The following is a 13,417-nucleotide window of genomic DNA, read 5'->3' as shown; positions in this document are numbered from 1 at the left end:
GTCAGGCTCCTCTGTGGACGGCGGCGACCGCGGTCAGGTAGTTGCTGTACCGCGGGGAGTCGTAGTCGGCGAACTCCCCGCCGTGCATGGCGTCCCGGATGTCCCGGACGGTGTCGACGACCCGCAGGCTCGGCGTGAACCCCAGGTCCCGCCCGATCGGGTCGAAGTTCACCCGGTAGTCGCGCGGGTCGGTCTGCTCGGCGCGGATCTCCACCCGCGTGCCCGGGACCTCGCCCGCGATCAGCTCGCCGATCGCGTCGAGGCGGTGGTTCTCCTCGCCGGACCCGACGTTGTAGACGCTCGGCGCGGCCCGCCGGCCGTCGCCCAGCACCAGCCGCACGGCCTCCGCCGCGTCCTCGACGTGCAGGAACGGCCGCCACTGGGTGCCGCCGTGCACGGTGACCCGGCCGCGGGTCACCGCGTCGGCGGTCATCACGTTCACCGCGAGGTCGAACCGCATCCGCGGGGACAGGCCGTGGATGGTGGCGAAGCGCAGCAGGCGGGTGCCGAGGACGTCACGCGGCAGGGACAGCAGGTAGTGCTCGGACATCACCTTCGTCTCCGCATAGGTGGACTGGGGTGCCATGGGCGACCAGACGTCCACCTCCGTGTCCTCGGTGACGCCGTAGTTGCTGCACGTGGACGCGAAGACCAACTCCCGGACCCCGGCCCGCCGGCAGGCCTCGGCGACCCGGATGGTGCCCAGGTAGTTGACCGCCCACGCGGTGTCGGTGTCGACGCCGCACGCCCCGTCGCCGACGATCGCGGCCAGGTGCACCACCGCCTCCACACCCTTGAAAGCGTTTTCCCACGCACCGACCTCGCGGACGTCGCCGTCGACGTAGGTGACCCCGGGCAGGTCCAGTTCCGGCCCGCCGACCAGCCCGTTGTCCACCACCACGACCGCCGCCCCGGACCGGTGCAGGCGCCGGGTCAGCACCGACCCCACGTACCCGCGCCCGCCGGTGATCAGGTACTTCTTCATGACACCTCCACTCCTCGGTCCGGCGCCAGGCGGGCGTTCGCCACCACGACCTGGCCCAGGGCGATGCCGCCGTCGTTGGTCGGCACCTGCCGGTGGCAGTGCGCGTCGAACCCCGCCGCGCGCAGCGCCACCAGGCAGTTGACCAGCAGGAACTCGTTCAGGAAGACACCGCCGGACAGCACCACCCGCTCCGTGTCGCCGACCGCTCGGCACCGGTCCACGACCACGTCGACCACCGCGGTGTGGAACTGCCTGCTGATCACCTCCGGGTCGACGCGCGCCAGGTCGGCGGCGATGGCCCGGATGACCGGACGGGGGTCGATCTCGGTGACGCCGTCCCGGTCGGCCAGGTCGAAGCGGTAGGGGTCGGCGGCGCGGGTGAAGTCGCGGCGCAGCAGGCCTTCCAGCTCGATCGGGCCGTGCGCCTCGTACTCGGCGTGCGTGGTGATGCCCAGCAGCGCGGCCACGCCGTCGAACAGCCGGCCCATGCTGGAGGCGGGCGGCGAGTTGATGCCGCGCCGGGCCATCGCGGCGAAGACGTGCCGCTGCTGGTCGTCGAGGGTGCGCAGGACCGGGAACGCGTCGAGCGCGGCGTCCCCGAGCGCGTCCAGCGCCAGCGCGAACCCGGTCCGGATGGGTTCGGCGACCGCCTTGTCCCCGCCGAGCAGCGGCACGGTCCGCAGGTGCGCGACGCGGCGGAACTTTCGGTAGTCGCCGACCAGGAGCTCACCGCCCCACGTGGTGCCGTCGAGGCCGTACCCGGCCCCGTCGAAGATCACGCCGATCGTCGTGCCGTGCAACCGGTTCTCGGCCATGCAGGACGCCATGTGCGCGTGGTGGTGCTGGACTTGGACGACCTGCTCGAACGCGCCGCCCTGCTCCTCGAACGCGAAGCGCGTCGCGCGGAACTGGGGGTGCAGGTCCACGGCGGCGTGCCGGGGGCGCAGGTCGTGCAGGTCGGCGAGGTGGCGCACGGCGGCCTTGTGCGCGCCGAAGGTCTCGTCGTTCTTGATGTCCCCGATGTGCTGGCTGACGTAGACCCGGGAACCGCTGGTCAACGCCACCGTCGTCTTCAGTTCGGCGCCGTAGGCGACGAGGGGCGCGAGGTCGGTGCCGATCTCGACGGGGTAGGGGGCGTAGCCGCGCGAGCGGCGGATGAAGCTGGTGATCGGCTCGGGGAGGTCGGGGTGCTCGGAGTAGCGGACGATCGAGTCGTCCACGCGGACCTCGATGTCCCGGTCGTTGTAGAGGACGAGGTCGGCGACCCGGGGCAGTTGGGCGAGCGCGTCCTCGTTGCGGTGGACGATGGGGTAGCCGGAGATGTTGCCGCTGGTCATGACCAGGGTGTCCAGGCCGGGGTGGTCGACGAGCAGGTGGTGCAGCGGCGCGGAGGGCAGCATCACACCCAGGTTGGGGTTGCGCGGTGCGATCTGCTCGGGCAGGCCGCCGGGGCGCTTGCGCAGCAGCACGATGGGGCGGGCGGGGGAGCGGAGCAGGTCCGCTTCGGCGGGCCGGACCTCGGCGAAGGCCTCGACGGTCGCCAGGTCGCGGGCCATCACGGCGAACGGCTTGGCGTCCCGCCGCTTGCGCCGGCGCAGCCGGGTGACCGCGTCGGCGTTGCGGGCGTCCACGGCGAGGTGGAACCCGCCGACGCTCTTGACCGCGACGATCCCGCCTTCGGTAAGCGCTTTCACGGCCTGCTGGAAGGCTTCCTCGCCCTCGGCGGTCGTCTCGTCCGGGCCTTTGGTGAGAAGACGGGGGCCGCAGACCGGGCAGGCGTTGGGCTGGGCGTGGTAGCGGCGGTCCAGCGGGTCGGCGTACTCGCGGGCACAGGGCTCGCACATGGTGAAGACGGCCATGGTCGTGGCCGCCCGGTCGTAGGGCAGGTCCCGGATGAGGGAGTAGCGCGGGCCGCAGTTGGTGCAGTTGATGAACGGGTAGCGGTGGCGGCGGTCGTTCGGGTCGCGCAACTCGTCGAGGCAGTCCGCGCACACGTACGAGTCCGTGGGGACCAGGGTGGTCCGGAGTCCATTGTGGACGCTCTCGCGGATGGTGAAGCCGTCCTCGTGGGTGGTGGGGACGCCCTCCGCGTGCACCGACGTGACGCGGGCCTGGGGTGGCGCCTGGGCGCTGAGCCCTTCGGTGAAGCGGGCCACCTCGCCGGGCCGGCCCTGCACCTCGACCAGCACGCCCTCCGGGTCGTTGAGCACCCAGCCGGTCAGGCCGTGCCGGAGCGCGAGCTTGTAGACGAACGGCCGGTACCCCACGCCCTGCACCACGCCCACGACGCGGACGCGCCGCCGGATGTCGCTGTCCGACATGGCCATCAGCAGAGCCTGGGCAGTTCGGCGCCCTGGAGTTCTTCGACCACCGAGTCCCGCCCGTCCTCGCGCATCAGCACGACCGGGCCTTCCCCGGCCGTCACCTCGCCGATGGACACCGCTTCGGCGGCGTACTTGTGGGCGCGGAGAGCAGCCAGGACGCGGTCCTCCGCTGCGGGGTCGACGAACAGGCACAGGCAGCCCTCGTTGGCGGCGTGGATCGCGTTGATCCCCAGCATGTCCGTGGCCATCACGGTCTCGAACTGGATCGGCAGCTTTTCCTTGTCGAACCTGATGGTGCGCCCGGACGCTTTCGCGTACTCGTGCAGCACCGCCGCCAACCCACCGCGCGTCACGTCCCGCACCGACCGCACGGCACCCTCTCCGACCTGGTCGAAGAGGTGGTCGAGGAGCCCGTTGAGCGGCGCGCAGTCGCTGAGCACGCGTTGCTCGAACCCGAGACCTTCGCGGATGGACAGCAGGTGCACGGTGTGGTTGCCGATCGGTCCGCTCAGGATCACCCGGTCGCCCGCCCGCACGTCCCGCATCCGCAGCGGCGGGCGTTCGAAGACGCCGACGCCGGCGGTGTTGAGGTAGATCTGGTCGACCTCGCCCTTGCGGACCACTTTGGTGTCACCGCAGACGATCTGGACGCCGGCTTCGAGCGCGGTGTCGCGGATCGCGGTGACGACTTCGAGGAGGCGGGCCATCGGCAGGCCGGTCTCCAGGATCATGCCGAGGGTGAGGTAGAGCGGTCGGGCGCCGACGACGGCGAGGTCGTTGACCGTGCCGCAGACCGCGATCTTGCCGATGTTGCCGTTGCCGAAGAACGGCGGGTCGACGACGAACGAGTCCGTGGTCATCGCGATCCGGCCGGCGGGCGGTGACAGCACGGCGCTGTCCTCCATCTCGCCGGTGTAGACCTCGCCGAGGGTGTCGACGACGAGGGAGATCAGGTCGCCGCTGAGCTTGGCCCCGCTGCCGTGGTCCAGGACGACCTCATCGAGGCTCGCCATCACAGGTCCTTCCTTTTGTGACTTTGGTTCAGGGAAGCGTCTTGGCAACCCGTCGAGGCAGCGCGTCCTGCGCGTCGAGAACGTCCAGGATCTCCTTCGAATCCGCGACCGTGGCGCAATACCCGCTGAGCCAGGTGAGGGAGCGGTCGCGGTCCGCCGGGTTGTCGGAGACGACGCAATCGGAGGGCACCCAGACGTTGTAGCCGCGGAAAAACGCGTCGGCCGCGGTGGTCTGCACGCAGATCTGCGTCTGCAGCCCGGTGACCAGCACGGTGTCCACCCCGGCCGCTTGCAGCAGGTCGTGCAGCTCCGTCTCGTAGAAACCGCTGTCCTTGTTCTTCTCGACCACCACGTCCCCTTCGCCGAGGAACTCGGGAAGGATCTCCGCGCCTTCCGTGCCGCGCTGGAGCGGGAGGGTCCCGTCGGCCCGGCGGTTGGCGTTGGGGTCGTCCGGCAGGTTGATGAGCTGCAGGTGGTAGACGGTGTGACCGCGCTTGCGCATCTCGTCCAGGAACCCGGTGTAGTGCGGTTGGGCCTCCTTCATCACGGCGGTGCGTTCCGGGGTCAGGAAAACCACGTCACCCTGGAGGTCGTTGGTCAGGACGGCGATCTTGCCCATGAGATCTCCCCTGTTGTGATTCGGGGGTTCGCGGAATAGGGCGCGGACGTACGACAAGTGGAAAATGCGCCGGGACCGGGTCGGCCCTATCGAGGTTCCCCCTGGATCGACTCACGATCGGACATGAGTCGCAACTCGTTCACAGCGGACCCTAGCGCCTGCCGAGTGGTTCAGACAAGTACGTCACTCACACGTCGTAGACGCCGCAAACCCCGCATTCACTCACACCCCGAAACCCTCCGGGTCCGGAGCAACCACCACTCCCCAACCCGCCTCGGAACACACCGACAACCGGCCGCGCCCCGATTCCACCGTCCGGTCCGAATACCCGCGAACACCCCCCACGCCAGTCCGTTTCGGACTCCGCCGCACACAAAACCTCGACCTGATCGGAGCTGACCATTCGGCTAGGGAACCCGAGCCGCCCGACCCGGCCGGCGTGCTCAGCGACGCCGAACTGCGCGTCAGCGCCCTGGCCGCGCGCGGCCTGACCAACCGGGAGATCGCGCAACGCCTCTACGTCACGGTCAGCACGGTCGAACAGCACCTGACCAAGGCCTACCGCAAGCTCAAGGTCACCGGCCGCGACGCCCTGCGGCCCCGCCTCGGCCCGCCCGTAGCCGAACCGGCCTGACCAGACACGCGATCAGGCCGGTTCACCACGTCAGGACACGGTGATCCGGACCAGGTCACGGCCCGTGTCCGCGGACAGCACCTCCACCCGCACCCGACCGTCCTGGACCGCCTGCCCCGGCCGCAGCGCCGCCATGTCCAGCGCCGCACACCCCGCCGGCGGTGTCACCCCGGGATTGCCGTTGAGCACCCGGATCGGTCCGGACCCGGTCCGCACCGCCGAATCCACCCGGTAGACCAGCGCACCGGTCGAGCACGCCCGCGCGTCCAAACCGGTGGCACGCCGCGACTCCACCACGTACGCGGTCGTCTCCCCGGTCCGCACCACCGCGATCTTCGTGCCACCAGCGGTCCCGCCACTGTTCAACCCGACGATTCGACGCCCCCGCGTGGTCGCGCAGTTCACCTGCCAGTCGTCGATCCACCCCAACTTCCACGCGTGCCACCCGAAATAACGCGGCCCGGGGCCGGAGATCAGCCCCATGACATCCCACCCGCCCACGTACTGGTGACCCGGCGCGGTGAACGCATAGAGATCCGGCAGCCCGAACGTGTGCCCGGTCTCGTGCGCCACGACCTTGTGGCCCCACCGCCACATGTCCTGCCCATACGTCACGGCCCACTTCACCCGCGTCCCGTCCGCCACCACCCCCGCCGTCTGCCGGTCGTACAAATACGTGGGGGAGAACGTGATCGCGCTCGCCGCCCGGTTCGCCACCACGTACACCATGTCGTACTGCGAAAAATCGGCGTACGGGTCCGCCGCGGCCACCGCCTGCCGCAGGTACAGCTCGTGCTGCTCGAACGTGATCCCCCGGTCGAACCCGTAGGAAGTGGACACCTGCGGCATCCGCAACCACCGCCGCAACGGCGTCACCGCCAACGACACCCGGCCGTAGGACGCCTCCCGCAGCCACCCGTCCGCCGGCGCCAACAGGGCCTCGTAATCCGCAGTGGTGTCAACGGCAGGAGCGTCGGGGAAGTCCACGAACAGCATGAGCACCCGACGCGCGCCCACCGAAGGCTGGAACTGGACGCGGTCGGTGTCGTGCCCCTCGTCGGTCCACCCGGTCCGCCCCGGCAGGGCGCACGCCGAAGCCGAAGCGGCGTCTGCCGTCGCGGGCGGCGCGAGGGCCAACAGCACGGAAGTCAGCGCGGTCAACAGCAGGGATCGACTACGCATTGGCCGGCTCCCATCACACGTTGCCGGTGGTCATGTCGAGCAGGCGTGCGAGCACGCGGTCCCCCGAGGCCGAGATCCCGTCGTGCTCCCACTCGTTGGTGATCCACACCCGGGACGAGCCCAGTGCCGCCGCGGTCTTCAGCGACAGCTCGACCGGGACGTACATGTCGTCGTGGTACACCACCGCCGCGACCGGAACCTTGTTGGCGCGCAACCGTTGCGGGTCGTACAACGCCGGCCAGTCGGACCGCTGCGCCATCAACTCGACCGCCTCGCCGAACGGCCGCAGCGCCCTGATCTCGCGGAACATCCACGGGTAGAACATCTCGCCGGTGAACAGCAACGGGTCGGCGTCCGCCGCGAACTCCGGGAACCGCCGCCCGACCCGCTCGGCCGACCACCCGGTCGCCGCGCCCTGCCAGTAGGCCGCTTCCTGGAGCACCGCGAACAGCGGGTTCTCCACGAACCCCGTCAACGCCATCACCTGGTGCCGGAACGCGTCGCTCAACGCGCCGTCCGCCCCGAACGCCTCGTCCAGCAGCCAGTGCAGCCGCTGCGGCCCGTCGCCCATGCCCAGCACGAGCCCCAACGCCCGCAACCGCCCCACGCCGAACCGGTCACCGTCGGGCAGCCGCACGTCCTCCGCCTCCAGCAAGGACGCGATCCGCCGTACCACGTCCACGTCCTGCGGGTAGCGCTCGTAGAACGCCCGGCACTTCTCCCGCACCCGGTGGTGGGTCAACCCGTAGACGTCGTCCGCGGTGCCGGTCGGGTCGGGCAGCCCACCCGCGATGTGGCAGGCCCGCAAGCCATCAGCGTGAAACGACAGGTACGCCAACGTGATGAACCCGCCGTAGCTCTGCCCCAACGTCTCCCACGGCTCATCCCCGCACAGCCGCCGCCGGATCAACTCCGCGTCGGCGACGATCGAATCGGCCCGGAACAACGCCAGGTGGTCGGCCAACGCACCCGCAGAGGAAAACCCGGCGGCCGTGCGGGCGGTGAGCGGGGTGCTGCGGCCGGTGCCGCGCTGGTCGAGCAGCAGCACCCGGTGGGTCTCCAGCGCCCGCCGCAGCCACCCGTCCGTCGACCGCAGCGGACGCGGCGACTTGCCGCCCGGACCGCCCTGCAGGAACAGCAGCCACGGCAGGGGCAACGCGTCCCGCGCCGGGTCGACCAACTCCCGCGCGAACACCTCCGTGGTGCGCCCGCCGGGGTCGTGGTGGTCCAGCGGCACGGTGAAGACGTGCTCGCGCACGGCGATGCCGGGCAGGGCGTACGCGCGGCGCGGCTCGTGGAACGGGCTCATGGGGTCCTTTCTTCGGGGAAGTGGCAGGCCACGCGGTGGCCGGGGGCGATCTCGCGCAACACCGGGCGTTCCACGGCGCACACGTCGGCGGCCTTCGGGCACCGGGTGCGGAACCGGCAACCGCTGGGCGGGTTCAACGGACTCGGCGGGTCGCCGCGCAGCACGATCCGCTCCCGACCCCGCTCGACATCCGGGTTGGGCACCGGCACCGCGGACAGCAGGGCGTGCGTGTACGGGTGTGCCGCGCGACCGAACAACGCGTCCCGGTCGGCGCTCTCCACGACCACACCCAGGTACATCACCGCGACGCGCGTGCTCACCTGCCGCACCGCGCCCAGGTCGTGGGCGATGAACACGTAGCTCAGCCCGAGTTCGTCCTGGAGGTCCCGCAGCAGGTTCAGGATCTGCGCCTGCACCGACACGTCCAGCGCCGACACCGGCTCGTCGCACAACACCAGCCGGGGCCGCAGCGCGAGCGCCCGCGCGATGCCGATGCGCTGCGCCTGACCGCCGGAGAACTCGTGCGGGTAGCGGGAAGCGTGCTCGGGCTTGAGCCCGACCCGTTTGAGCAGGTCCTCCACCGGTTCGGTGGGCTCCAGCCCCTGGTACCGGAACGGCGCGGACAGCAGTTGCCGCACGGTGTGCCGGGGGTTGAGCGAGGAGAACGGGTCCTGGAACACGATCTGGAGGTCCCGCCGCACGGGCCGCAGCTCGTCCTCGCGCAACGGCCCGATGTCGCGGCCGTCGAACCGGACCGTGCCCGACGTCGGCGTGTCCAGCCGGGTGAGCAGCCGCCCCACGGTCGACTTGCCGCACCCGGACTCGCCGACCAGCCCCAGCGTCTCGCCCCGGTCGACCGCCAGGTCCACCCCGTCCACCGCGCTGACCTCGCCGATCCGCCTGCGGGTCAGCCGGTGCCGCACGGGGTAGCGCTTCACCAGGTCGGTGGTTTCCAGCAGGCTCACGGGACCTCCACGGTCGGCAGCCGGTGCGGCAGTGGCCCGTCCACGCGCGGGACGCAGTCGAGCAGGCCGCGCGTGTAGGCGGTGACGGGGGAGTGGAAGACCTCGCGCACCGGCCCCGCCTCGACGCGCTTGCCGCCGTGCATCACCACGACGTCGTCGGCCAGGCCCGCCACCACGCCCATGTCGTGGGTGATCAGCATGATCGCCGTGCCGGACCGTTCCCGCAGGTCCCGCAACAGGTCCAGCACCTGCGCCTGCACGGTGACGTCCAACGCGGTGGTCGGCTCGTCGGCCACCAGCAGGTCCGGTTCCAGGCACAGCGCCATCGCGATCATGACCCGCTGCCGCATCCCGCCGGAGAACTCGTGCGGGTAGGACCGCGCCCGCCGCCGCGCCTCGGGGATGCCGACGCGTTCCAGCATCGACACGGCCAGGGCGTGCGCGGCCTTGCGCGAGGCGCGGCGGTGCGCCCGGTAGGCCTCGGCGATCTGGAACGCCACCGGGTAGTAGGGGTTGAGGCAGGACAACGGGTCCTGGAACACCATCGCCATCCGGTCGCCGCGCAACGCCCGCATCGCCTTAGGTCCCAACGACAACAGGTCCTGCCCCGCGAACCGGATCTCCCCGGACACCCGAGCGTTCCGCAGCAGCCCGAGCACCGCGAGGCTGGTCACGGACTTGCCGCTGCCCGACTCGCCGACCACGCCCAGCACCCGCCCGGCCTCGACGTCGAGGTCCAGCCCGTCCACGGCGCGCACGCCTGAAGGGAAGTCGACGGTCAGGCCCCGTACCGACAGCAGGCTCATACCGTCCTCACCCTCGGGTCCAGCAGGGCGTAGACCAGGTCCACCGCCACGTTGGCCAGCACCACGAACGCCGCCGCGAACAGCGTCACGCCGAGGATCACCGGCTGGTCGGCGGAGTTGATCGCGTCCGCGGCGAGCTTGCCCACGCCGGGCAGGCCGTACACGGACTCGGTGATCAGCGCGCCGCCGAGCAGCGCGCCGAGGTCCATGCCGAAGATCGTCACCACGGGCATCAACGCCGGCCGCAACGCGTGCCGCCGCAACACCGTCACCTCGGGCAACCCCTTGGCGCGGGCCGTGCGGACGTAGTCGCGCCCGAGGTTCTCCAGCACCTCGCTGCGCGTGATCCGCGCGTACACCCCGGCGTAGAGCATGGCCAGCGTGCACCACGGCATGAGCATCGACTGGAACCAGCCGACGGGGTCGTCGGTCAGCGCGACCTCGCGCGGGTAGGGCAGCCACCCCAACTGCACCACCAGCACGTACTGGGAGAGCAGGGCGGTCAGGTAGATCGGCAGCGACACCCCGCCCAGTGCCGCGATCATGGCCGCCCGGTCCCACACCGTGCCCCGCCGCAGCGCCGCGACCACCCCGGCCGTGCAGCCCACGAGCAGCCACAACAGCGCCGCGCCCGCCGCGATGGACACGCTGGTCGGCAACCGGCTGGTCAGCGCGTCCCACACGGGTTGGTTGGTCTGGAAGCTGAACCCCAGGCAGGGGAACCCGCACTCCAGCGACCCGTACGTGCGCCCCGCGACGATCCCGCCGAGATAAGCCGCGAACTGCGTGGGCAACGGCTGGTCCAGCCCCAGCGTGGCCCGGATCTGCGCGATCCGCTCCGGGCTGCACGCCTTGCCGCACGCGCCCTGTGCCGGGTCGGCGGGCATCAGGTAGAACACCGCGAACGTCAACGCGCAGATCACCAGCAGGATGCCGGCCGCGCCGACCAGTCGCCGTGCCGTGTAGAGGATCACCGCCGCACGCTCCTCGGGTCGAGCACATCGCGCACCGCGTCCCCGAGCACGTTGAACGCCAGCACGGTGACGAACAGGAATCCGCCCGGGATCAGGAAGTACGCCGGGTCGGCCGCGTACCAGGGGACCGCCGAGGCGATCATCTGCCCCCACGACGGCGTCGGCGGCCGAACCCCGACCCCGAGGAACGACAACCCCGCCTCGGTCGCGATGTACCCGGGGATCGACATGGTCGCCACCACCAGCACCGGCGTCGTCAGGTTCGGCAACACCTCCCGCAACAACAAGGCCCTCCGCGGGGCACCCAACGCCCGAGCCGCCGCCACGAACTCACCCCGCGCCAGCACCATCGCCTGCCCGCGCACGATCCGCCCCACGTAAGGCCAGCCGAACCCGCCCAACACCAGCACCAGCAACGCTTCCCGGTTCGCCTCCGGCAACGCCGAGATCAACGCGATCATGAAGATGAGGCTGGGGAAGGACATCAGCAGGTCCATCAGCCGCCCGACGACCGCGTCCACGACGCCGCCGAAGAACCCGGCGACCAACCCGAGCACGGTCCCCACGACCACCGACACCAGCGTCGCCAGCACCGCGATCAGCAGCGAAACCCGTGCCCCGTAGACGATCCGGGCCAGCACGTCCCGCCCGCTCACCGGCTCGACGCCCAACGGGTGCTCGGCGCTGATCCCGCCGAACGCCCCGCGCGGCAGCCCGCCCAGCGCCGGGTCGACGGCCGCCGAGTCGAACTCGGTGGGCGACGTCCACACCAGCAGCGGCGCGAACACCGCCATCAACACCAGCAGCACCACGACGACCAGCGCCACCGCCGCGGAGGGCTGGCGCAGCAGCCTCCGCAGCGGCGGCACGTCGGCCGGCCGGGTGATCGGCAGCACCGTCACTTGCGCAGCCCCACGGTCGCCAGGTCCACGCGCCCCACGTACGCCACGTGCCCGTAGGCGCCGGCGACCTTCGGCCCGACCAGGATCGCGGCCTTGTCCCACAGGAACGGCACCACCGGCACGTCCCGCGCGATCTGCTTGGCCAGCTCCCCGTACGCGGTGGCGGCGGCGGCCGGGTCGGCCAGCGCGGCGATCTCGTCGAACCGCTTGTTGACCGCGTCGGAGTGGTACTGCGAGTGGTTGTTGTTGCCCTCGCTGGTGATCAACCGGCTGTCGAAGATCAGCGGCAGGTAGGTCGACGGGCCGGCCCAGTCCGGGGTCCAGCCGTCGATGGCCATGTCGTGCATCTGCGCGGTGTTGGCGATGGTGCTGTAGAAGGCGGACGGGCTGATCGCGTTGATCGTCACCGTGATCCCGACCCGGCCCAGCGCCGCCTGCACCGCCTCGCCCTGCGCCTTGCCACCGGCGGTCGAGGGCGCGTCGAGCGTGACCGCGAACCCCTGCGCCAGCCCGGCTTCGGCCAGCAGCGCCTTGGCCTTGGCGACATCACCCTTGCCGTCCGCGCTGGGGAACTGGTCGTCGGCCGCGTGCCCCGCCAGCCCGGGCGGCAGCAGCGTGGTGGCGATGTCACCCGCGATCGGCCCGCCCCGCACGGTCCGCAACGCGTCCTTGTCCAGCGCGAACGCGATCGCCTGCCGCACCTTCACGTTGTCCAGCGGCGCACGCCGGGTGTTCAACGTCAGGAACCGGGTGTTGATCGACTCGCCCGTGATCAACCGGTCCTTCAACGCCGGATCGTTCACCACCCGGCCCACGGTCGCCGCCCCGATCGGCTCCATCGCGATCGCCTCGGCATCGGCCCCTTGCCCGGCCACCAACCGCTGGTCCACCACCGCCGGATCCAGGTTCAGTTCCAACACGACCCGATCCGGCAACCCCTTGCGAACTTCGTCGGTCTTCGGGTCCCAATGCGTGTTGCGCACCAGTTCGAGGCGCTTCTTGGGCTCGAACTTCTCGATCTTGTACGGCCCGGACGACACCGGCCGCCCGTCGTACCCGACACCCGTGTCCTGCTCCTTGGGCACCGGCGCGAACAGCGGCAGCGACGCGGCGGACCCGAAGTCCGCGACCGGTCGGTTGAGCCGGAACACGATCGTCTTGTCGTCCGGCGTCTCGATCGACGCCAGCCCGCCGGGGTTCTCGTAAGGACCCTTGTAACGATCACCGCCCACCAGCCACATCCGCGCGTAGGGCGCGCCTTCCGGGAGGTCCGGCGCGAAGGACCGCTCCACGCCGTACTTCACGTCCTTGCTGGTGATCGGCTGCCCGTCCTCGAACTTGACCCCGTCCTTGAGCGTGAAGGTCCACGTCTTCGCGCCGTCGCTGGGCCTGCCGGTGTCGGTCGCGAGGTCGGGCACGATCTCGCCGCCCGCCTGCCCCGGCTTCGGCGCGACCGTGGTCAGCGTCCGGTAGATCAGCCGGGCCACGTTCTGCGACGACGTGACGTAGTTGCGCGCCGGGTCGAGGTGCTCCAGGTCCGTGCTCGCCAGCACGTGCAACGTGCCGCCCCGCACGGCCTCACCCGTCGACCCGCCCTGCGCCCTGCTCCCGTTGCACGCGGTGAGGGCGAGCATCCCCACCACCGCGACCAGCCCGACTCTAGTGCACTGTGACATGGCACAGAAGAGTTCCTCGCGCCAACCA

At 70.9% G+C, this 13,417-nt stretch carries 12 protein-coding genes; 1 reads left to right on the top strand and 11 read right to left on the bottom strand.

Features of this window, described 5'->3' with window-relative positions; genetic code table 11:
• Position 1: 1 nt before the first annotated feature.
• The 4 genes from RIN75_RS24560 to RIN75_RS24545 are packed head-to-tail and all read right to left on the bottom strand — an operon-like array spanning position 2 to position 4,941.
• Positions 2-985 (bottom strand): SDR family oxidoreductase, encoded by a 984-nt coding sequence (locus RIN75_RS24560; protein WP_309114363.1) that lies wholly within the window; start codon positions 983-985, stop codon positions 2-4.
• Positions 982-3,312, bottom strand: a complete 2,331-nt coding sequence (gene hypF, locus RIN75_RS24555) for a carbamoyltransferase HypF (RefSeq protein ID WP_309114362.1) — start codon at positions 3,310-3,312, stop codon at positions 982-984. Before hypF ends, RIN75_RS24560 begins: the two co-directional genes overlap by 4 nt.
• On the bottom strand, positions 3,312-4,322 hold the full coding sequence (hypE, locus tag RIN75_RS24550) for a hydrogenase expression/formation protein HypE (protein WP_309114361.1): 1,011 nt from the start codon (positions 4,320-4,322) through the stop codon (positions 3,312-3,314). The genes hypF and hypE overlap by 1 nt, the downstream gene beginning before the upstream one ends.
• Positions 4,323-4,350: 28 nt before the next feature.
• Entirely contained in the window at positions 4,351-4,941 is a 591-nt protein-coding gene (locus RIN75_RS24545) for a cysteine hydrolase (protein ID WP_309114360.1), read from the bottom strand.
• Between the two features lie 439 nt (positions 4,942-5,380).
• Here RIN75_RS24545 and RIN75_RS24540 point away from each other — a divergent pair, with 439 nt between their 5' ends.
• Positions 5,381-5,575: a helix-turn-helix transcriptional regulator gene (locus RIN75_RS24540; protein WP_375296014.1), complete on the top strand. Its 195-nt coding sequence runs from the start codon at positions 5,381-5,383 to the stop codon at positions 5,573-5,575.
• A 30-nt stretch (positions 5,576-5,605) separates the two neighbouring features.
• On the opposite strand, the gene RIN75_RS24535 is transcribed toward RIN75_RS24540, so the two are convergent.
• The 7 genes from RIN75_RS24535 to RIN75_RS24505 are packed head-to-tail and all read right to left on the bottom strand — an operon-like array spanning position 5,606 to position 13,389.
• Entirely contained in the window at positions 5,606-6,757 is a 1,152-nt protein-coding gene (locus tag RIN75_RS24535) for a M6 family metalloprotease domain-containing protein (RefSeq protein WP_309114359.1), read from the bottom strand.
• A 13-nt stretch (positions 6,758-6,770) separates the two neighbouring features.
• The gene (locus RIN75_RS24530) at positions 6,771-8,066 is read right to left on the bottom strand and encodes an alpha/beta fold hydrolase (RefSeq protein WP_309114358.1); all 1,296 of its coding nucleotides are present in this window, start codon (positions 8,064-8,066) and stop codon (positions 6,771-6,773) included.
• On the bottom strand, positions 8,063-9,031 hold the full coding sequence (locus RIN75_RS24525; RefSeq protein ID WP_375296013.1) for an ABC transporter ATP-binding protein: 969 nt from the start codon (positions 9,029-9,031) through the stop codon (positions 8,063-8,065). Before RIN75_RS24525 ends, RIN75_RS24530 begins: the two co-directional genes overlap by 4 nt.
• A complete protein-coding gene (locus tag RIN75_RS24520) occupies positions 9,028-9,837 on the bottom strand; it encodes an ABC transporter ATP-binding protein (protein ID WP_309114357.1) in 810 nt (269 codons plus the stop codon). The genes RIN75_RS24525 and RIN75_RS24520 overlap by 4 nt, the downstream gene beginning before the upstream one ends.
• Positions 9,834-10,811, bottom strand: coding sequence for an ABC transporter permease (locus tag RIN75_RS24515; RefSeq protein ID WP_309114356.1), 978 nt, complete (start codon positions 10,809-10,811; stop codon positions 9,834-9,836). The genes RIN75_RS24520 and RIN75_RS24515 overlap by 4 nt, the downstream gene beginning before the upstream one ends.
• Complete coding sequence (locus RIN75_RS24510; RefSeq protein WP_309114355.1) at positions 10,808-11,713, bottom strand: ABC transporter permease; 906 nt, start codon at positions 11,711-11,713, stop codon at positions 10,808-10,810. Before RIN75_RS24510 ends, RIN75_RS24515 begins: the two co-directional genes overlap by 4 nt.
• Positions 11,710-13,389: an ABC transporter substrate-binding protein gene (locus RIN75_RS24505; RefSeq protein ID WP_309114354.1), complete on the bottom strand. Its 1,680-nt coding sequence runs from the start codon at positions 13,387-13,389 to the stop codon at positions 11,710-11,712. The genes RIN75_RS24510 and RIN75_RS24505 overlap by 4 nt, the downstream gene beginning before the upstream one ends.
• Positions 13,390-13,417: the final 28 nt, after the last annotated feature.

This window comes from Saccharothrix sp., from assembly GCF_031180885.1.
GTDB lineage: Bacteria > Actinomycetota > Actinomycetes > Mycobacteriales > Pseudonocardiaceae > Actinosynnema.
This window is presented reverse-complemented; position numbering and strand designations above follow the sequence as displayed.